This is a genomic window from Pannonibacter sp. CBAS1226 (assembly GCF_055685825.1).
Window position 1 is genome coordinate 351,716 of record NZ_JBVOUO010000003.1, and the last position, 20,827, is coordinate 372,542.

The window sequence follows — 20,827 nt, forward strand, 5'->3', positions numbered from 1 at the left end:
ATCGGTCAGGTTGTGTATCTGACTCTGCGTCATTATTTGGTGTGCCCTGATATTTCGGTTAGTGAATTAACAAAAATATAAAAATAACCTTTGGTTGCGTTTTGTTTTCGGAAATATTTCTGCTTACCCAAGGTTTCATTGTCAAAAATTACGCTATGAAATATCGATATTGATGCCAATTGAGTAGTTTTGCTTATGTAAAATGCAAATCAGCGCCATGGTGACGAAGTGTAGTGGGGCGGTAGACGTTTCTGGAGAGGGGGGATCACAAAAAAAAAGCCGCCCGGTGCGGGGCGGCTTCTTCGAGACAGTTGGGTCAGCTGCGGGGTGTTAGACCAAATCTCAATGAGCTTGGCTCATCGAGGTTTGGTCAGGCCCGTGCGGCGTTTGAGCATTTTCAAGGCGTGATGCGTCAGCATCTCAGAGCCTTGGTGTTAGTCGGTGCCCTGAATGGCGGCGAGCACCCATTCCCCGCCATTCTGGCGGCGGAAGGTCCACAGTTCGGTGCTTTCCTGCGGCTCTTCCAGGCTGCCCGAGAGCACAGTGCCGGAGTTGCGGTCGAGGATGGCGTCGAGGGCGGAGAAGCGCATGGCGACCGTTGCATAGTCGTCGTTGCCCTCGCTCCAGGCTTCCGAAAGATCGCCCTGCAGCAGCTTCACATCCGAAACGCTGTTGCGCTTGCCGGAGGAGGCGAGTTCACCCAGTTCTTCGGCGAGGAAGGACATGGCCTCCGGCGTCGCCAGACGGCGCAGGGCGGCATAGTCCTCGCGGCCATAGGCTTCCTGCACCTCGGCCAGCATCTGTTCGAAGCGGTCGAAATCGGCAGCTTCCAGCTCAAGCGGCGTGTCCATGACAGGAGCCTGCACCGGTGCGGCTGCTGCCGGGCTGGCGTTGCCGCCGCCATTGCCGCCGAAGCTGAAGGGGTTGCCCGCATTGCCGCCTGCGCTGGTGCGCAGGTCCGGGCGTGCGCCACCCGCTGCAGCAGTTGCCGGCTGCTGACGCCGTGCGCCAAGGAAACGCATCACCATGACCGCGATGAAGCCGATGAGGGCAACCTGCAGGATCAGGCCGAGGAAACCGGCAAAGCCACCCAGCCCGCCGCCAAACAGCATGCCGAAGAGGCCGCCCATGAGCAGGCCGCCGAGCAGCGCGCCGCCCATGCCGCCGAAAAGCCCGCGTGAGGGCTGGGCTGCTTGCTGCTGCCGTGCGGCTGCGGCCGGTGCCGCCTGCTGGCCCTGTGCAGGCTGCGGCGTCATGGTGCGCTGCATGGGGGCGGCGGTGCCGGGGGCGGTGTTGGTCGGGGCGGGGGCGGAATAGGTGCGGTTGCCACGGCTGCCGAAGCCGCTGCTGCCGGCCCGGCGGGCTTCGGCATATTCAACGGCGGCAAAAAGCGTCGCGATTCCAAGGGCAAGGGCGGCTGTCGTCTTGCGCATCCGGCGGGCGGCAGCAGGCATCAGGCATTTCCTCCAATAGGCTTAGGTCGAGAATAACCCTCGTCATATGGGAGTATGGCGGCCGTATTACCAGTGCAAATGACTATTGCGTGTGTGGCTTATGCGTATGAAAAAAGGGGCGGAACCATCCGGCTTCGCCCCTTTCGTGATGCTCAGTCCGGGCGGCCCCAGCCGCCGGCCGTGGGGGTGATCATGGTCACCGCCTCGCCGGGCTCCAGAACGGTCTGGTCGCAGCCCTTCAGCACCTCGATGCGCCCGTCGAGACGGCGCACTTCCGTGCGGCCAAGCTGCCCGTCCTCGCCGCCTTCCATGCCCTTCGGGGCGATGGTGCGATGGGAGCCGAGGATGGCGAGATCCATCTTCTCCAGGAAGCGCAGGGTGCGGCGGGTGCCGCCGCCTGCGGACCATTTGCCCTTGCCGCCCGAACCCTTGCGGATGTGGAAGTCCTCCAGCAGCACGGGGAAGCGGAATTCCAGCACTTCCGGATCGGTGAGGCGGGAGTTGGTCATGTGCACATGCACCCCGTCCGTGCCGTTGAAGCCGGGCCCGGCGGGTGAGCCGGAACAGATGGTCTCGTAGTACTGGTAGGTGTTGTTGCCGAAGGTCAGGTTGTTCATGGAGCCCTGGCTGTTGGCCATCGCTCCCAGTGCCGCGAACAGCGCGTTGGTGACGTGCTGCGAGGTCTCCACGTTGCCCGCCACCACCGCTGCCGGATATTCCGGCTTCAGCATGCAGCCATCCGGCAGGATGATGCGGATGGGCCTGAGGCAGCCAGCATTCATCGGGATGTGGCCGTCGACCATGACGCGGAAGCAATAGAGCACGGCTGCGCGGGTCACCGGCTCCGGTGCGTTGAAGTTGTTGGCCGCCACCGGGCTGGTGCCGGTGAAGTCAACGGTTGCCTCGCGCTTGTCCTTGTCGACGGTGATCTTCACCCGGATCACCGACCCCTGATCGGTCGGGTAGTCGCAAGCGCTGTCCTTCAGGGCCGAGATCACCCGGCGCACGCTTTCCTCGGCATTGTCCTGCACATGGCCCATATAGGCCTGCACCACGTCGAGGCCGAAGTGGGCGACCATCTTGCGCAGTTCCTGAATGCCCTTCTCGTTGGCTGCGATCTGCGCCTTCAGGTCGGCAACGTTCTGGTGGACGTTGCGCACGGGATAGGGATGGGAAGTCAGCAGCTCGATCAGCTCCGCCTCGCGGAACCGGCCCTGATCGACAAGCTTGAAGTTGTCGATCAGCACGCCTTCTTCGTCCACCGTGGTGGCAAGCGGGGTCATGGAGCCGGGGGCTGAGCCGCCCACATCCGCATGGTGGCCGCGGCTGGCGGACCAGAACAGGATTTCCTTGCCCGCATCGTCAAACACCGGCGAGACGACGGTGATGTCCGGCAGGTGGGTGCCGCCGTTGTAGGGGGCGTTGAGGGCGAAGACGTCGCCGGGACGGATCTGGCCATGGTTGAGCTTGATCACCGTCTCGACGGACCGGTCCATGGAGCCCAGATGCACCGGCATGTGCGGCGCATTGGCAACAAGTGCGCCATTGCGGTCGAACACGGCGCAGGAGAAGTCCAGACGCTCCTTGATGTTCACCGAATAGGCGGTGTTCTGCAGGGTCAGGCCCATCTGCTCGGCGATGGACATGAAGAGGTTGTTGAACACCTCCAGCATCACCGGGTCGGCATGGGTGCCGATGGCGGCGGAGCGCTCCAGCGGCACGACACGGCGCAGGATCACATGGTCCTTGACGTTGATCTCTGCCTGCCAGCCCGGCTCCACGACGATTGTGGCATGCGGCTCGATGACGAGGGCAGGGCCGGGCACCTTCATGCCGGGCTTCAGCCCCGCACGCAGATAGACGCCTGCCTCATGCCACTGGCCGGACGCATAGACGCGGGTGGTGCGGGCGGGCTCCGGCGTGCCTTCGCTGAGCGGATGATCCGGCTCGGTGATGCCGGCGCCGCCGCCGGAGCTTTCCACTTCAAGGGCTTCCACCACCACAGGCTTGTTCTCGTAGGCAAAGCCGAACTGCTTGCGGTGGGCTTCCTCGAAGGCGGCCATCATTTCTGCGGGGCTGGCCAGCAGCACGGGCAGGGGCGTGTCGGTGCCCTCGTAGCGCAGATGGGCACGGGCGAGCGTTTCGCAATCATCCCCCGTCACGCCCTGTGCCTTCAGCTCGGCCTCGGTCTGGGCGGCAAGCTCTGCGCGCAGGGTGTCGAGCGCGGGCATCAGTGCCTCCTCCAGCCGCTTGATCACCGCCTGCTGGCGGCTGGCGCGGATGTCGGCAAGGCCCATGCCATAGGCCGACAGAATGCCGGAGAAGGGATGCAGGATCACCGTCTCCATGCCCAGGCTGTCGGCCACCATGCAGCCGGACTGGCCGCCCGCACCGCCAAAGCAGGTGAGAGCATAGCCCGTCACGTCATAGCCGCGCTGCACGGAGATCTTCTTGATGGCATTGGCCATGTTCTCGACGGCAATGCGCAGGAAGCCGTCCGCCACTTCCTCCGGCTTGCGCCCGCCGCCGATCCTGTCCGCCAGCTCCGCAAAGGCCGTCTTCACGGCATCTGCGTCCAGCGCTTCGTCCCGGTTGGGGCCGAAGATCTTCGGGAAGAAATCCGGGATCAGCTTGCCGGTCATGACATTGGCATCGGTCACGGCCAGCGGGCCGCCGCGCCGGTAGCACTTCGGGCCGGGGTTGGCGCCAGCTGAATCCGGGCCAACCTGGAAGCGTCCGTCCCGGTAATGCAGGATCGAGCCGCCGCCAGCGGCGACCGTGTGGATCATCATCATCGGGGCACGCATGCGCACACCGGCCACTTCCGTCTCGAAGGCGCGCTCATAGGTGCCGTCGAAATGGCAGACATCCGTCGAGGTGCCGCCCATGTCGAAGCCGATGACCTTCTCGAAGCCCGCAAGCCGCGAGGTCTCGACCGCGCCGACAACGCCGCCCGCCGGGCCGGAGAGGATTGCGTCCTTGCCCTGGAAGAGGTCTGCCGCCGTCAGGCCGCCGGAGGACTGCATGAACATCAGGCGCGGGCCTTCGCCCAGCTCTTCCTGCACCTGCCGCACATAGCGGCGCAGGATCGGCGAGAGATAGGCGTCCACCACCGTGGTGTCGCCGCGCCCCACCAGCTTCATCAGCGGCGAGACTTCATGGCTGACGGAGATCTGCGGGAAGCCCACCTCGCGGGCGATGGCCGCAACGCGCTTCTCGTGGTCCGGATAGGCATAGGCGTGCATGAAGACGATGGCGACGGAGCGGATGCCATCGTTCCACGCTGCTTCCAGCGCTGCGCGGGCTTCCGCCTCGTCCAGCGGCGTTTCCAGCGTGCCATCGGCGCGCAGGCGCTCGCTCACCTCGTGGACGCTCTCGTAGAGCAGTTCCGGCTTGATGATTTCCTTGGCGAAAATGTCCGGCCGGGCCTGATAGCCGATGGCCAGCGCGTCGCGGAAGCCCTTGGTGGTGATCAGCGCCGTGCGCTCGCCCTTGCGCTCCAGCAGGGCGTTGGTTGCGACCGTCGTGCCCATCTTCACCGTGGCGATGGCGCCGGAGGGGATCGGGTCCCCTGCGGCCAGGCCCATCAATTCGCGGATGCCCTGCACGGCGGCGTCCCGGTAGGCTTCCGGGTTTTCCGAAAGCACCTTGTGCGCGCGGATTGTCCCATCGGGCGTGCGGCCGACGATGTCGGTGAAGGTGCCGCCGCGATCAATCCAGAAATCCCACTGACCGTTCATTTTCGTCCCTCTGGGTACGGTTCTTCCATGGCTGGATTTCAAATTATGTTTTTATCGACATTTTGTCGATAAATTATTTTTGAAATCAGCTTGCCGTTTGTCCTTCGCCCCGGGCCCTTGCGACGCTGACGCATCGCGGCCCGAAGGGCTTACCCCCTGTTCGCCATATTCATGGGCAGCCAGGTGGCCAGTTCGGGGAACACGATCAGCAGCATCACCATCACCACCATGATGCAGAACATCGGCAGGGCGGCACGGGCGATGTAGGACATCGGATGGCTGGTCATGCCCTGTAAGACGAACAGGTTGAAGCCAATAGGCGGCGTGATCTGTGCCATTTCGACCACCACGACGATAAAGATGCCGAACCACAGCACGTCAATGCCGGCCTGACGGATCATCGGCTCCACCACAGCCATGGTCAGCACCACCGAGGAAATGCCATCCAGGAAGCAGCCGATGACGATGTAGAACACCAGCAGCGCCAGCAGCAGCTGGAACTTGGAAAGCTCCATGCCGCCGATCCATCCCGCCAGCGCGCGCGGCAGGCCGGTGAAGCCCATGGAGAGCGACAGGAAGGCGGCACCGGCCAGAATGAGGGCCACCATGGCCGAAGTGCGGGTGGCGCCCATCAGGCTTTCGCCGAAGGACTTCCACGTCAGCGAGCCTTGCGCCAGTGCCAGAAGCAGTGATCCGATGACGCCGAGGGCGGCTGCTTCCGTTGCCGTGGCAAGGCCTGCATACATGGAGCCGATGACCACCACGATGAGCGCCAGGACGGGGAGCAGGAAGCGGGAGTTCCTGAATTTCTCGCCGAAGGACATCACCGGTTCGGGCTTTGGATTATAGTCCTTCGAAACCTTGGAATAGACGGCGATATAGCCCATGAACAGGGCGGCCAGAACGAGACCGGGAATGACGCCGGCCATGAACAGGCGGGTGATGGATTCATTCGTCGTCACGCCATAGACGATCAGCGTCAGCGACGGCGGGATCATCAGGCCGAGCGTGGCGGAGCCTGCCAGCGTGCCGATGATGGTCTTTTCCGGATAGCCGCGCTTGCGCAGTTCCGGAATGGTCATCTTGCCGACGGTCGTGAGCGTTGCGGCGGAGGAGCCGGAGACGGCGGCAAAGACGGTGCAGCCCGCAACATTGGTGTGCATCAGCCCGCCGGGCAGTCCGCCCATCCAGGGGGCAAGGCCGCGGAACATGTCCTGCGACAGGCGGGTGCGGTAGAGGATCTCGCCCATCCAGATGAACAGCGGCAGGGCCGTCAGCGTCCAGGAGGATGAGGCCGCCCAGATGACGGTGATCATCGCGTCACCGGCCGGGCGCGAGGTGAAGAGTTCCATACCGACATAGGCGACGCCCAGCAGGGCAAGGCCCACCCACACGCCGGTGCCCAGCAGCAGGAACAGGACGAAGAGAAAAATGACAATCGGAGCAATGGCTTCCATCGGGCTTACTCCGCGTGGGACTGTTCGCCGGTGCCGGCAGCAATGCCGGTGCGGCCGGTGACGAGCACCCGGAAGAAGCTTTCAGTAAGAGCGATGGCAAGCAGGGCAGCGCCTGCAGCCATGGCCGACTGGGGAATCCAGAGCGGCGTCTGGTCCTGCCCCTGGCTGATGTCATGCAGCTTGCGGGACCAGTAGACGGCTTTCACCGCATACCAGGTCAGATACCAGCCAAGCGCCGAGCCGATGGCAAGGCACCAGGCCTCAACCCAGCGCACATGCCGCCCGGCAAGGTTCAGCAGCAGCCCGACACGGATGTGCGTGCCGCTTTTCAGCGCATGGGCAAAGGCAAGGAAAGACGCGGAGGCCATGGCATAGCCGGCATAATTGGCGGCTCCTGGAAAGGTGATGCCCAGCCAGCGGGCGCCCATCTGTGCAACGATGATGACAAGGATCATCACCAGGCTGATTGCCGCAAGCACGGCTCCGGCCCGGTACAGGCCATCAAGGACGCGCAGCAGCGCGTGTCCGGATCTTTCAAGCATCAGGTTCCCCTCTTCGCCATGGCGCCTGCCCTTCCTTTTTGAAAGGGTCCGGCTTTCCGGCACCTTGCAGCACCAGCCTTTTTGCCCCTTCAGGCACCATGCCGGAAACCTTGCGTGCGGGAACCTGCCATCCGCAAGACTTCGGGAATGGGCCTGTCCGGATATATCCGGACAGGCGGGGGGGAATGGGCCTATCCGTGCATCTTCGGACAGGCGTGGTTCAGGGATTACTTGGCCTTGTAGGCGTCGATGACGGCCTTGCCCTTGTCACCGGCGGCGGCCAGCCAGTCGCTGGTCATGGTCTCGCCCACGGCCTGCAGGTCCGCCTTCAGCTGATCGGAGGGCGGGGCCACCTTCACGCCGTTGGCGGTGAGGCCTTCCAGCGTCTTGGTGGTGTAGGCAATGGCCTTTTCGAGGCCAGCGGCTTCAGCCTTGGCACCGCAATCGGTGAAGGCGGCCTTCTGGGCGTCGGTCAGGGCGGCGTAGCTGTCCTTGTTGACGAGGACGGCGTTGCGCGGAAGCCAGGCATTCACTTCGTAGAAGTTGGTGACACCGCTCTCCCAGAGCTTGCTGTCAAAACCGGTGGCGCCGGAGGACATCATGGACTCGGTCACGCCCGTGGCAAAGGCCTGCGGCACTTCGGCAGCTTCAATCTGCACGGCCGCCATCCCGGTCAGCTCGGCGATCTTGGAGGTGGCGGCGTTATAGGCGCGGAACTTGGTGCCCTTCATGTCGGCAACCGAGTTCACTTCCTTCTTGAAATAGAGGCCCTGCGGCGGCCACGGCACGGTGTAGATGAGGACGAGGTTCTGTTCGTCCAGCGCTTCGGCGACGGCCGGGCCGGCCGCGTCCCACAGCTTGCCGCTCTCTTCAAAGGAGGTTGCGAGGAAGGGAATGCTGTCCACGCCGAACAGCGGGTTCTCGTTGGCATGGGCGGAAAGCAGACGCTCGCCGATCGGCACCTGACCGGTCTGGACAGCGCGCTTGATGTCGGCGCCGCCGAAGAGCGAACCATTTGGATGGGCGACGATATCGATCTCACCGCCGGTGGCTTCCTTCACGCAGGCGGCGAATTCGACGACGTTTTCGGTGTGGTAGTTGCTGGCCGGATAGGCCAGCGGCATGTCCCACTTTTCAGCCATGGCGGCCTGAGCCAGTGCTGCGCTGCAGACGCTGGCCAGAATGGCGGTCTTCATCATGCGTGTCATCCTTACTTCCCCTCAGGTTCTGGCCTCAGGATGCGTTGCCTGGGCCGGTTGGTTCTTCTTGCGTCTTGCGCCTTTTTCCTTCAGGCGAACCGTGCCGGATCAAAGGCGGAAAGATCGGAGTTGGTCTTCTGGCCCATCAGCATGCCAGACACGAAGCGTCCCGTCTTGGGGCCTGCGGTCAGGCCGATGTGATGATGGCCGAAGGCGGCGATCACATCGCGGCAGCCGGGCACTTCGCCGATCAGCGGCAGGCTGTCGGAAGGGGCGGGACGGTGGCCCATCCAGCGGCTGGTCTCGCGCCAGGTGAGGCCGGGCATGGCAGCACGGGCCTGCCGCTCCAGCAGCGCGAAGGGCGCTTCGCTCGGGCCTGCGTCCAGCCCGCCGAACTCGACGATGCCCGCCAGCCGGATGCGGCCTTCCATCGGCGTGACCACGAACTTGCCCGATGTCATCATGGTGGGTGCGGCCGGCATGGCACTGGGCTCGATGAGTTCGAGGTGATAGCCGCGCTCGCTTTCCAGCGGCACGGACAGGCCGAGCTTTGCCATCAGCGGCTTCGACCAGACACCGGTGGCCAGAACCGCCTTGCCGCAGGCAATGAAGCCGTCACTTGTCTCAAGGCCTTCCAGACAGTCCGGACCAATGCGGAAGTCGTGGATCTCGGCCCTGCGGAACGCTCCGCCCAGAGAGAGAAAATGCCCGGCGAGAGCCTTCACATAGCGGCCGGGATCGCTGATCCGGCCGTGGTTCTTCAGCCGCACGGCAAAGCTGTTCTTCGGGCTGAATAGAGGATCGTAGTCTGCAAGGGCCTGACCTTCGATCTCGTCCCACTCGAAACCGGCCTGACGGCGCAGGCCCCAGCCGAAGCTGTCGCCCTCAAAGGCAGCGCGGTCCGGATAGCGGAAGACATAGTCGGAAGGCACCAGCCAGCGTTCGGCTTCCGTGCCGCCGGCCAGCGCCTGATGCTGGGCGAGGCTGTCGGCATTGAGCAGGGCCAGCCCGCGCGAGATCGCCTCCACCCGGTCGGCCCGGCAATTGGCAAGATAGCGGGTGAGGAAGGGCAGCAGCTTCGGCAGATAGGGCCAGCGCAGGAACAGGGGGCTGTCCGGGTCCATCAGCATGCCGGGCGCCTTGCGCATGAGGCCCGGCACCGTCACCGGCACAATGGCGCAGGCGGCAAGCACGCCGCCATTGCCGAAGGAGGTGGCCTCGCCCGGCTCCTGCCGGTCGATCAGGATCACATTGGCGCCTGCACGGGCCAGCCAGACGGCGGCCGATACACCGGCAATGCCTGCCCCGATGACGGCAATCGGGCCGGAAACGCTCATGCAGCAACGGCCTCAAACGGCCTGCTTGATCTTCCTGTCATGCTGCAAAGCCTCCCAACTCACAGTCCCTGCCGGGACGTTAATTGACGCCTATAAAATGTCAATAAATCATCGCCGTTTTGGCTGGTGCTGTCCTGACGAATTTGCGAGCATAATATCTGCGGTTAAGCCGCCGGAATGCGCGGTCTTTTCATGCCGGTGCATTATCGGGACGGCAAAGTGCCCGGTAAAACAGCAGGTGCATGTCGTATCTGCGCAAGCGGCCGGCTTTGGGTCTGTTGCTGGGGCGCGTATCTGTCGGGTAGTTTGCAGCTGCGTTTGATTGTGGGATTTCGCACCGGGGAGATGTGCTGGACCAATGACAGAAAAAGAAGAACCGCAGGAACTGGCTCCGATTGGTCCGGTCGTGTCCGCCGCCCATCTGGCTTCTGGCGCCATGCCGTCGCTGTCGGAGGTGGAATTCGGCGTGACGATGATGATCAACGCCTATTACCGCTGGATGGTCCGCTGCATGGCCGCTGCCGGTGTGCCGGGCATGAGCCCGCTGGATGTGCAGGTGCTGCACTCGATCAATCACCGGGGCAGGGCCAAGACGCTGGCCGATCTCTGCCTCGTGCTGAATATCGAGGATACCTACACCGTGTCCTATGCGCTGAAGAAGCTTGAAGCCGCGAAGCTGATCGTCTCCGGGCGGCGGGGCAAGGAGAAGACGGTGGCGATCACGCCTGAAGGCGAAAAGGCCTGTCTCGAATACCGCCGCCTGCGCGAGGCGCTGCTGGTGCAGCCGGTCAAGGCCATCGGCTTTGACGAGAAGGAACTGTCGCGTCTTGCGGCCATCCTGCGCTCTGTCTCCGGCTCCTACGATCAGGCGGCACGGGCAGCTGCGGCCATGTAATGAATGCAAGAGGCGGCCGGATGGGGCTTTGGGTCTCCATCCGGCCGCCCTTCTTCTGCGTATCCGGTTACAGCGAGGCGATGATCTGCTTGACCTGGCCGCAATACTGGCGGCTGCGGGCGTTCATCCGGGTGGCGAAATGGCCGGCGTTGTAGCGCAGGATCGTGCCGCAGGTGTCGCCGCCGGCGCGGGCCTGAGCACCGGCCAGATAGCGCATGCCCCATTCCAGATTGGTTGCCGGATCATAGAGTGCCGACGCCTTGCCCCGGAAGCCGAGACCACGCGCGGTGGCAGGCTTGATCTGCATGAGGCCGATCTCCCCATGGCGGCCCCTTGCGCGGGCGTTGTAGTTGCTTTCCACGCGGATCACGGCGTGGGCCAGTTCCACGGAAACCCCATGACGCTTGGCGGCAGCGGCGATCAGATGATCATAGGCGCTGTGTCCGGCAACGCTGCTGTCATCATCGGCAGTGCTTGCAGCGGCCACCTTGCCGCTTTCGCTGGTGCCCTGTGTTCTGGCTTCGGTTGCGGCGGTCTTGCTCCGCTTGACGACCAGGCCGCCGGGCGTTTCATCCGTGACGGGACGGAGGGCAGGCGTCAGACGCCCCCCGACCATGACCAGGACCTCGCGCATTTCGGGTTTTGCGTTTTCGCTGCCTGCCTCGCTGGCTTCGGGAGATGGAGCGGCTGCACGGCTTTTGGCAAGGCTTTCGCCGGGCATCATGGTCAGGGTCAGCGCAACAGAAAAAAGGCAATAGAAAGCCCGGCGCAGGGAGGTGCGCGTCTGGGTCATGTGATGTGGCTCCGTGAGTGTCTTCCGGGGGCTGCCCGCGGCTGAGGTCAATGCGGCTTGCCGCGGTTCGATGGGGGAGAAATGACCGCCAGCTTGGGCCAAAATCGGCCCGCTATCATCACGAAATGTTACGGAAATTAAGGGTAGCCCGTTAAATATTTAAGCGTTTTATAGGTAAATCATGCAGATCTGGGCAAAAGCGGGGCGCTTGTTTGGTGAGAAGCGTTCAGCCATCAAAGCGCCCGTCTTTATCTCAGGATTTGCCCCGGATGTTGCTACGCACAATAGCGTGCCTTGCCGGTTGATGCTGGCTGTTTCCGGCCATTGCCGCTGCCCGCCGGCTGCAGGTCAGAGTTCGGGCAGGGCCGTGAGCAGCTTGTGCAGCGTGGCAATGGTGGAGGCATCGGCGATGCCGTCGACCCTTTCCGGGCGGAAATGGCGCTGGAAGGCAGTGACGGCCGCCTTGGTGCGGGCGTCGAACTCCCCCTGCACCGGCACGTCATAGCCGTAGATTGCCAGCATCGACTGCAGCGCCTCGATGGGCTGGCCGCTTTCGCCCTCCTGGAAGAACCGGCCGCTGGTCACGGGAACCGGGTCCACATGATGGGCAACGCCGCCGGCGGCCAGAACGTTCCATGGAAACAGCTCGCCCGGATCTTCCTTGCGGCCGGGGGCGACATCGGAATGAGCCAGCACGCGCCAGGGCTTCATCTGATGGCGCAGCATGATGTCCTGGCACAGGTGCAGAACCGCTTCGACCTGTGCCTCGGGGAAGGGGCGGTAGCCCCACTCATGGCCGGGATTGACGATCTCGATGCCGATGGAGCGGGAGTTGATGTCCGTCTCGCCCTTCCAGAAGGACTTGCCCGCGTGCCAGGCGCGGCGGGCTTCCGGCACGCATTGCAGGATCCGGCCATCCTCATGGACGAAATAATGGGCGGAGACTTCCGAGCGCGTGTCGCACAGGCGCTGCAGGGCTTCATCGGCGGTCTGCATCCCGGTGTAATGCAGGATGATCATGTCAACCGCTGCGCCGTCCCGGCGTTCATTGTGATTGGGGGAGGGGTGCACTCTGGCGGGCACGCCGCAATCAGGCTTCACACTCACAGGCCACGCTCCGAACTGATCTTGGCATAGGCCGCATTGAGGGCGGCCATACGGTCATTGGCGATACGGACGAATTCCTGGGGCACGCCGCGGGCAATCAGCACGTCCGGGTGGGTTTCCCGCACCTCGCGGCGGTAATGCGCCTTCACGTCCTCGTTTGATGCATCCGGATGGATGCCCAGAACTGCATAGGGGTCGTTGCGGTCGCGCACATGGCGGGCAACCACCTTGTTGAACTCGCGCTCATCGAGGCCGAAAATCCGTGCCACCTCGCGCAGAAACTCAAGCTCCTGCATGTGGATCAGCCCGTCGGCCTTGGCAATGAAGAACAGGCCGTCGAGAATGTCGAAGAGGGTCTTGCGGTCATAGGGAAAGAGATCCGCCAGCTTCTTGGCATAGGTATCGAAGCCGGCAATGTCCTGTTTGGCGAGATCAAACAGGCGCGCGACATTGCGTTCCTCGCCTTCGGGGATCTCGAACAGCTTGCGGAAGGCGAGGACCTCGTCGGTCGTCACCACGCCGTCTGCCTTGGCCATTTTCGCCGACAGGGCAATCATGGCGACGGTGAAGCCGACCGTGCATGTTCCTTCCGGCCGGGCAAGGACAAGCTGCACCAGCCGGTCGATCAGCTGCGCGCCGCCTGAACCAATGGCCGAGCCGATGGCTGTGACGATGGCGCCAATGCTGGACCAGATGTTCACCGCGTCAGGCTCCGGGATCGGGGTGTCCGTCTGGCCAAAGGCGGGCACCGGTGCTTCTTCCCCACCCGAGTACAGGCACCGGCACGGGGCGCGCAAGCCCCTACCGGCGCACTGTTGGCAAAATAACGTAAGGGCAGATTTTCATTCACCTGGGCTAAACCATCATCTGCGTATGGTGCTGCCGGGACATTGGTAAACAGGGTAGTCCAGACAGCTATGAAACGCACGATCAGCCGCCAGGAACTGATGGCCGCAGCAACCATGCTTGCTGTCGTGTTTGCGCTGTCTTTGGGCATTTTCGTCAGCAACCGGCTGCTGTCCAGCTGGCTGGTGGGCGACGCGCTGGAATCCTCGCTGCGCAACTGGACCGAATCGGATCTGCGCCTTGATGCGAGGCAGGGGCGTGAAACGGAAGATCTGTCCAGCGCGCTGTTGCGGCTGCGCAGCTTCAGCCAGAGCTTCGTGCCGCATATTGCCGGGGTTGATGACGGCACCCTGCATATCTTCGAGCTGACGCGCTTTGCAGATGCCGTGACGGCGGATCTGGGTTCGTCTGCCAGGCGCGCCCATGCAAGGGTGCCGCTGGTGGATGAGAATGGCAGCATCCTGCCGCAGGAGGTGCCTGCCGCCCTTGTTGAGGCTGGTATCGGCAGCGGGGCGGTCCGCCGCGCGCTGGAACTGGCCCAGGACGGCGGTCTGCCGCGTGTCACCATATTCTACAGCTGGTGGGGCGCTGCAAAGGATGTGGCGCTGGTGACTGTTCCGGTTGCCGATGGCAGCACAGTGACCTCCGCTGATCTGCTGGCGCTCGACATTGCCCCTGTTCTGGCGGGGGCGAACCGGACGGTTCTTCTGGCAACGGTCCTTCTTGCTCTGCTCACCGTCAGTTCCGCTCTTGCGGTGGGCCTGCTGCTCTGGTTCCGCTACCGGGATGTGGTGCGCATCAGCCGCAACATGGAATTCCTGGCCCATCATGACCCGCTGACGTCGCTGCCGAACCGGGCGCTGTTCAGCGCCAAGCTGACGGAAGCCCTGCGCGTGACCCACGCCAAGGCCAGCAACATGGCGGTGATCCTGATCGATGTGGACAAGTTCAAGTCGGTCAACGACACCTATGGCCACGGTACGGGGGACATCTTCCTACAGGTGATCGCCGACCGGCTGCGTGCGGTCTTCGGGGAACATCTGGTGGCGCGCCTGTCGGGTGACGAATTCGCCGTGATGGTGACATCCATCTCCGATGTGGCGCGGATTACCAAACTCGCCAGCGACATGATCGCGGCCACCAAGCCGCCCTGCATCATTGACGGTATCGAGCTGCAGATCTCCCTGTCCATGGGCATCGCCCGGGCCAATGACGGCAACTGGCGCTCCTCGCGCATGCTGCATTGCGCCGATCTGGCGCTGTACCGGGCCAAGCACTCCGGCCGCTCCACCTTCTTCTGGTATCAGCCGGAAATGGACGCGGAAGCGCAGCGGCGCAAGGAAGTGGAAGCCGGGCTGATCAAGGCGCTGAAATATGATCAGTTCGACCTGCTCTACCAGCCGCAGTTCTCGCTGCATGACAACACACTGAAGGGTTATGAGGCGCTGATCCGCTGGGAGCATCCGACCAAGGGCACCATCTCCCCGGACGTGTTCATCTCGGTGGCTGAGGACACCGGCCTCATCGAGGACATCGGTGACTGGGTGCTGCGCCGGGCCTGCCGTGAGGCGGCCGAGTGGCATGACAAGACATTGCGCGTGGCCGTCAACTTCTCCCCGGCCCAGTTCAAGGCAGGGGAAACCCAGCGCAAGGTGGCCAGAGCGCTGGAGGAATCCGGCCTTGATCCGAAGCGGCTTGAGATCGAGATCACCGAAAGCCTGCTGATCGCCGACACGGAAGCGGTCGTGGAAACGCTGGAAGCCATCAGCGCCATGGGCGTGACCATCGCCATGGATGACTTCGGTACGGGCTATTCCTCGCTGAGCTACCTGAACCGTTTCCCCTTCAACAAGATCAAGATCGACCGCAGCTTCATCAAGAACCTCGGCAAGGATGCGGGCACCGATGCCGTCGTCACGTCGATCATCGGCCTTGGCCGCTCGCTCGACGTGCTGATTACGGCGGAGGGCGTCGAAAATCAGGACCAGGTGGTGCTGCTGCGCGCAGCCGGCTGCGATCTGGTGCAGGGCTATCTCTTTGGCCGTCCCGGCGCCGTCAAAGGCCCGGAAGTCATCGACGAGCGCACCCTTCCGGCAGTTTCTGAGGAAGAGGCCGGTGCCCGGGAGCCCGCAGAGCAGACAGCCTGAGGGCGGCTGCGTCCTCAAAAAGCTCCGGGCTGTGGCGCAAGTCACAGGTCAGCCTTTCACATGAGACTAGGTAATCTGATCAGTCTGCGTCAGGATGCAGGCTGACTTTGTGCATCTGCATGTCTGCGGAGACGAACCTTGGATATGGAATTCACGCTCCTGATCGGCTTCGCGCTGGTCTTCCTGTTCGTCAGCTTCATTCTGCCGCTCATCCTCTATGGCACGACGGGCGGCCTGCAGCGGCAGATTGATCTGCAGAAACGCGAGATTTCCGCGCTGCAGCAGATCGTCACCGGCCTGCAGCGGCGGCTGGAGCTGAATGAGGCTGCCGCAAGGGCCGCACCGGAGACGGATGCCGGATCGGCAGTGCCCGAACAGCCGGAAACCGCCCCGCAACAGCCTTCTGCTGATGATTTCTTTGTAGAAGCGGATGAGCCGGAAACCCCAGGTCCGGCAGAGGAAAGCGGACCCGCAGAAGAGCCCGAAAGCGGGGAAGCTGCACGTCCCGCAGGCCCGTTTGCGGCTGCCGCGCGCACATCGTCCGCCCGCCGCAGCGCGGCCACCGCTCCGGATGACGCAAAGGAGGCGCAGGACGCCAGAGACGCAGCCGCCGCCCGCGAACAGCAGATCGGCGGCAAATGGACCATCTGGACCGGTGGCATTGCCCTGGCCGCCGGTGCCGTGTTCCTCGTGCGGTTTGCGGTCGAGAACGATCTCCTCGGTCCGCTTGCCCGCATTCTCGCCGGTGCGGCGCTGGGCCTGATCCTGCTGGGGCTTGGCGAGTGGACCCGCCGCCGGCCTGGCACCTTCTCCCTGCCGGGCTTTGCCACGGCCAATATTCCTGCAGTTCTGACCGCATCAGGCACGCTGGCGCTGTTTGCGGATGTTTACGCTGCCTATGCGCTCTACGATCTGATCGGCCCGGCTGGCGCCTTCGTGCTGCTGGGAGCCGTCTCGCTCCTCACCATGTTTGCCGCCCTGCTGCACGGGCCCGCGCTCGCCGCGCTCGGGCTTGCGGGCAGCTATGCGGTGCCCATGCTTGTGTCTTCCGGCAGTGCGCAGATCCTTCCGGCGGTCCTCTATGTGCTGGCCGTTTCGGCTGCCGCGGTGGCAGTCGGGCGCATCCGGCTGTGGCTGTGGCTCGCGGGCCTTGCGGCGGCGGGTCTCTTCGGCTGGGCGCTGCTTTTCGAAATGGCGGCCGATGCCGGAGACCGGCTGCTGCTCGATCTTTATCTGGCAGGCGCCTATGTCATCACGGCGGCGGGCTTCGTCTGGCGCTTCCATGACTTTGCACCGGACAGAGCCGAAAAACCGGACTGGTACGCCACGGCCGCGCTCAGCGCGCTGGCGCTGCCCTTCCTCGCCCATGTCAGCCTGTCGGACAGTGCTTCGCTCTTCGTTCTGGAGACACTGCTTCTCACTGCCGTGCCGCTGGCGCTCGCCTATGGCTGCAGCGCCTTGCGCTATGCCGCCGTGGTGCCGCTGCTGGTGCAGGTGACTGCCTATGCCGGCCTTGATCTGCCGCTCAGGGACCTTGGCGCCTATGCCGGCGTGGATGGCCCTTACGGCCCGGTAATTTCGCCGGTGCCTGCCGAAACGCAAGCCATGCTGTCCCGCTTCGGCATGCTGGGGCTGGTGACCGGGGCCATTCTGCTGGCCGCTGGTGTTGCGGGCAGCCTGAAATCCGCCTCCCGTGCCGTTCTGGCCTCGCTGGCTGCAGCCGGCAGCCTTGCCCTGCTTGCCGCTGCCTGGTGGCGGGTGGAAGGCCTTGCTGCATCGCCGCTGTTTGCCGTGACCGGACTTGCCCTGTCCGCGGCCTTCCTGCTCTTCGGCGACCGGCTGGCCGCGCTCTTTGCCGTGCGCGGGCCGAAGGCCGGGGATGATGTCGCGGACACGCATCCGGGCAGTGCCGGAGCGGTGGCGGCCTGGTTCACCGGAACACTCTGCGGCCTTGCCCTGTCCATCGCCATCGTTCTGGAGGGAAGCTTCCTGACCACGGCGCTGGGCCTTCTGGTGCCTGCCTTCGTGTTCGTCTATCTGCGCTATCCGGTGCATGGCTTGCGTGTTCTGGCACCCGTCGCCATCCTGCCGTATGTCTGCCGTCTGCTGTGGGACCCGTTCATCGCGGGCGGTCAGCTCAGCATCACGCCGGTGTTCAACCAGTTGCTCTACGGCTACGGCATCCCGGCGCTGGGGCTGGTTCTGGCCGCATGGGCGCTGACCCGCACCCGTGATGATCTGTGGGCCCGCATCCTGCAGGCGATGGCCATCGCCGGGGTCAGCATTACGCTGGCCATGCTGGCGCTGCATGCGATCGATCCCACCTTCATGTTCTACTCCGATGCCAGCCGGTTCAAGGCGGCGGCCATGATGGTGATCACCGGCGGCTCGGTGTCCCTGGGCCTCACCCGCATCCTGCCGGGCACGGATGGGGCAAGGGGCAATCTGGTATTCTCCGGTGGAGCCATGACGGTCAGCGTGCTCGGCATGCTGACGGGCGGGCTGGCGCTCGTAGGCGAAAACCCGCTCTGGACCGGCGCCCCTGTCGGTTACACGCCGGTGCTGAACTGGGTCACGCTCGGCTACGGCGCTCCCTTCGTGATCTATGCCCTTTTGGCCTATGCGGCGCGCCCGGTGCGTCCGGCCGGATATGTCTGGCTGGTGACGGTCTTTGCAGGCCTCATGGGCGTCTTCTTCGTCAACCTGACCATCCGCCATGCCTTCAGCCCGCTGATCCTCACCACGGAACCCGTGAGCGAACTGGAAAACTACGTCTATTCCATCGTCTGGCTGGTGCTGGGCGTGGCGGGCGTGGTGGCGGGGCTCTGGCGCGACAGCCTGCGCCTGCGGCAGGTGGCCGGCGCCATTGTTGCGCTGGTGGTGGTCAAGGTCTTCCTGTTCGACATGTCCTCGCTGCAGGGCGTGCTGAGGGCCTTGTCCTTCCTGGGGCTGGGCGCGGTTCTGATCGCCATCGGCTACCTCTACCAGCGCATGATTGCCCGCAAGCCGCCTTCTGCATGAAGGGGACCTGCAAGAAGCGTCCTTGACCGGCTGCCGTTTCCTCCGTAAGGGGAGCCGGTCAGCTGGCCGGACGGTCGCTGCCGCAAGTGCCGAAAGGCCGCGGGGGAGGAAAGTCCGGGCTCCATGGAAACACGGTGCCGGGTAACGCCCGGCGAGGGCGACCTCAGGGAAAGTGCCACAGAAAGCAAACCGCCCCGGCCTTCGGGCAAGGGGTAAGGGTGAAAGGGTGGGGTAAGAGCCCACCGCGCGGACGGTAACGGACGCGGCACGGTAAACCCCACCGGGAGCAAAACCGAATAGGGATGGCACAGGGCCTTCGGGTCCGGGTTGGTTTCCTGGCCAGCCATCCGGGTAGGTTGCGTGAGGCGTCTGGCAACAGGCGTCCCAGATGAATGACCGTCGCGTATGGAAGCTTGCTTCCGTGCCTTACAGAACCCGGCTTACAGGCCGGCTGACACCTTTTCCTCTCCTTGGATCAAGTTCACCGCCTTGCGCGGAAACCGGAGCATTTCTGCCGCCGGCAGCATTTTATTAACCATGTTGATGTTTGTGGAGGAAGGGGCAATTGCACAGGGCATCGAGCCGTGGAATCCGCCTGATTCCATTGACGCCCATGATCTCCCATGCTATCCCATATTAACCCATGAAGCTGCCTCCGGTTCCGTTCGAGGCGGCTGTTTTCAGGGGCTGTCCCGTGAGTGCCGGGACGCTCGGTTTCGTTTTGCAAGTTTCAGACTTTGCCAGTGCAGCAGGCGCCAGGATGGCGTGTTGAAAGGGGATCATGGCCGGCTTTGTGTCGCATTTTACCAACCGGCTGGACGCGAAGGGGCGTGTTTCGATCCCTGCGCCGTTCCGGGCCGTGCTGGCACGCGACGGATTCGAGGGCCTTTACTGCATTGCCTCTCCCCATGCACCCGCGGTTGATGCAGGCGGTAATGAGCTGGTGAATGAGATCGAGGGGCGCCTTGCCGCCTTTGCCAAGCTGTCGCCGGATCATGATGCGCTGGCCATTGCGCTCTTTGGTGCCAGTGAAACGCCGAAGATCGATACCGATGGCCGCATCGTCCTGAGCGACATGATCCGCGAGCAGACGGGTGTAACCGATCAGATCACCTTCGCGGGTCTGGGCTACAAGTTTCAGCTCTGGGAGCCGGAGCGTTTTCGTGAGCATCGCGCAGAGGCCCAGAAGCGCGCGCTTGCGATGCTGTCGGGCATGAGCCCGGCTGCTGCGTCAGGAGGACCGGCATGACGGCGGGTCGCGCAGAAGGTCACGAGACTGAAGGCGCTGGCGGACTGGTCCGCCACGTGCCCGTCCTCCTTGACGGGGTTCTTTCGGCGCTGTCCGTGAAGCCGGGTGAAGTTGTCGTGGACGGCACCTTCGGGGCTGGCGGCTATTCCCGCGCGTTTCTAGCTGCGGGTGCGAAGGTCATCGGCGTTGACCGGGATCCGGATGCCATCGCGGGCGGTCAGCCGCTGGTGGAAGCCTCGAATGGCGCGCTGACGCTGGTGCCGGGGCGCTTTGCCGATATCGAGACGCATCTGGCGTCGCTCGGCGTCGAGGCCGTGGACGGCGTCGTGCTGGACCTGGGCGTTTCCTCGATGCAGCTGGATGAAGCCGATCGCGGCTTCTCCTTCATGCGCGACGGGCCGCTCGACATGCGCATGGAGCAGGCCGGGCCGTCGGCTGCCGATGTGGTGAATACGCTTCCTGCCAGGGATCTGACCCGGATCATCGGTCTTCTGGGTGAAGAAAAGCGGGCAGGGCAGGTGGCACGCGCCATCGAGCAGCGGAGCAAGGAGCAGCCCTTCACCCGCACCGGTGATCTTGCCGCGCTGATCGAGAAGGTCGTCGGCCGCTCGCCGAAAAAGATGCACATCCACCCGGCGACGCGCACGTTTCAGGCGCTGCGCATCTATGTGAACGGCGAGCTGCATCAGGCGGCGTCCGTGCTGGGGGCGGCAGAAAAGGTTCTGCGTCCCGGCGGGCGGCTGGTGGTCGTCAGCTTCCACAGCCTCGAAGACCGGATCGTGAAGAAGTTCTTTGCCGACCGCACGCGCACGCGCGGTGGCGGTTCCCGGCATATGCCGGAAGAGGATGTGCCGCCGGCGACCTTCGAGCTGGTGGTCAAGGGCGGTCAGGAGCCGGACGAGAGCGAGACGCAGGCGAACCCGCGTGCCCGCTCGGCCCGCCTCAGGGCAGGGCGGCGGACGGATGCTCCGGCGCGCGATCTGGATATTCACGCCATTGGCGTTCCGCATCTGGCGGAATTCAAGGGACTTGGAGGCTGA

14 protein-coding genes and 1 other RNA gene are annotated in these 20,827 nt (G+C 63.9%); 6 read left to right on the forward strand and 9 right to left on the reverse strand.

Annotation, left to right across the window (positions count from 1 at the left end):
- Nucleotides 1-434 precede the first annotated feature (434 nt).
- The 6 genes from AC0CMF_RS11835 to AC0CMF_RS11860 form a co-directional block, all read right to left on the reverse strand.
- Nucleotides 435-1,454 carry a TIM44-like domain-containing protein gene (locus AC0CMF_RS11835; RefSeq protein ID WP_374629697.1) on the reverse strand — a complete coding sequence of 340 codons (1,020 nt, stop codon included), beginning with the start codon at nt 1,452-1,454 and terminating at the stop codon, nt 435-437.
- A 152-nt stretch (nt 1,455-1,606) separates the two neighbouring features.
- Entirely contained in the window at nt 1,607-5,194 is a 3,588-nt protein-coding gene (locus AC0CMF_RS11840) for a hydantoinase B/oxoprolinase family protein (protein WP_374629696.1), read from the reverse strand.
- A 149-nt stretch (nt 5,195-5,343) separates the two neighbouring features.
- Nucleotides 5,344-6,651: a TRAP transporter large permease gene (locus AC0CMF_RS11845; RefSeq protein ID WP_050474257.1), complete on the reverse strand. Its 1,308-nt coding sequence runs from the start codon at nt 6,649-6,651 to the stop codon at nt 5,344-5,346.
- 5 nt (nt 6,652-6,656) lie between these two features.
- The gene (locus AC0CMF_RS11850) at nt 6,657-7,193 is read right to left on the reverse strand and encodes a TRAP transporter small permease (protein WP_050474256.1); all 537 of its coding nucleotides are present in this window, start codon (nt 7,191-7,193) and stop codon (nt 6,657-6,659) included.
- A 227-nt stretch (nt 7,194-7,420) separates the two neighbouring features.
- Nucleotides 7,421-8,401, reverse strand: a complete 981-nt coding sequence (locus AC0CMF_RS11855; RefSeq protein ID WP_082675998.1) for a TRAP transporter substrate-binding protein — start codon at nt 8,399-8,401, stop codon at nt 7,421-7,423.
- A gap of 80 nt (nt 8,402-8,481) precedes the next feature.
- Entirely contained in the window at nt 8,482-9,729 is a 1,248-nt protein-coding gene (locus tag AC0CMF_RS11860; RefSeq protein ID WP_058899336.1) for an NAD(P)/FAD-dependent oxidoreductase, read from the reverse strand.
- Nucleotides 9,730-10,087: 358 nt separating this feature from the next.
- Between AC0CMF_RS11860 and AC0CMF_RS11865 the strand changes: the two genes are divergently transcribed.
- Nucleotides 10,088-10,624 (forward strand): winged helix DNA-binding protein, encoded by a 537-nt coding sequence (locus AC0CMF_RS11865; RefSeq protein WP_050474254.1) that lies wholly within the window; start codon nt 10,088-10,090, stop codon nt 10,622-10,624.
- Nucleotides 10,625-10,691: 67 nt separating this feature from the next.
- Here the strand turns inward: AC0CMF_RS11865 and AC0CMF_RS11870 are convergent, their stop codons facing one another.
- From AC0CMF_RS11870 to AC0CMF_RS11880, 3 genes are all read right to left on the reverse strand, one after another.
- A complete protein-coding gene (locus tag AC0CMF_RS11870) occupies nt 10,692-11,180 on the reverse strand; it encodes a lytic transglycosylase domain-containing protein (RefSeq protein ID WP_374629722.1) in 489 nt (162 codons plus the stop codon).
- A gap of 585 nt (nt 11,181-11,765) precedes the next feature.
- Entirely contained in the window at nt 11,766-12,524 is a 759-nt protein-coding gene (locus AC0CMF_RS11875) for an N-acetylmuramoyl-L-alanine amidase (protein ID WP_058899338.1), read from the reverse strand.
- Nucleotides 12,521-13,273, reverse strand: coding sequence for a J domain-containing protein (locus tag AC0CMF_RS11880; protein ID WP_247647822.1), 753 nt, complete (start codon nt 13,271-13,273; stop codon nt 12,521-12,523). The genes AC0CMF_RS11875 and AC0CMF_RS11880 overlap by 4 nt, the downstream gene beginning before the upstream one ends.
- A gap of 168 nt (nt 13,274-13,441) precedes the next feature.
- Here AC0CMF_RS11880 and AC0CMF_RS11885 point away from each other — a divergent pair, with 168 nt between their 5' ends.
- From AC0CMF_RS11885 to rsmH, 5 genes are all read left to right on the forward strand, one after another.
- Nucleotides 13,442-15,517: a putative bifunctional diguanylate cyclase/phosphodiesterase gene (locus AC0CMF_RS11885; protein WP_058899339.1), complete on the forward strand. Its 2,076-nt coding sequence runs from the start codon at nt 13,442-13,444 to the stop codon at nt 15,515-15,517.
- Nucleotides 15,518-15,661: 144 nt separating this feature from the next.
- Nucleotides 15,662-18,538: a DUF2339 domain-containing protein gene (locus AC0CMF_RS11890; protein ID WP_058899340.1), complete on the forward strand. Its 2,877-nt coding sequence runs from the start codon at nt 15,662-15,664 to the stop codon at nt 18,536-18,538.
- 58 nt (nt 18,539-18,596) lie between these two features.
- An RNA gene (gene rnpB / locus AC0CMF_RS11895) (RNase P RNA component class A) lies at nt 18,597-18,997 on the forward strand.
- 322 nt (nt 18,998-19,319) lie between these two features.
- A complete protein-coding gene (locus AC0CMF_RS11900; RefSeq protein ID WP_058899341.1) occupies nt 19,320-19,787 on the forward strand; it encodes a division/cell wall cluster transcriptional repressor MraZ in 468 nt (155 codons plus the stop codon).
- Nucleotides 19,784-20,827, forward strand: coding sequence for a 16S rRNA (cytosine(1402)-N(4))-methyltransferase RsmH (gene rsmH / locus AC0CMF_RS11905; protein ID WP_050474248.1), 1,044 nt, complete (start codon nt 19,784-19,786; stop codon nt 20,825-20,827). The genes AC0CMF_RS11900 and rsmH overlap by 4 nt, the downstream gene beginning before the upstream one ends.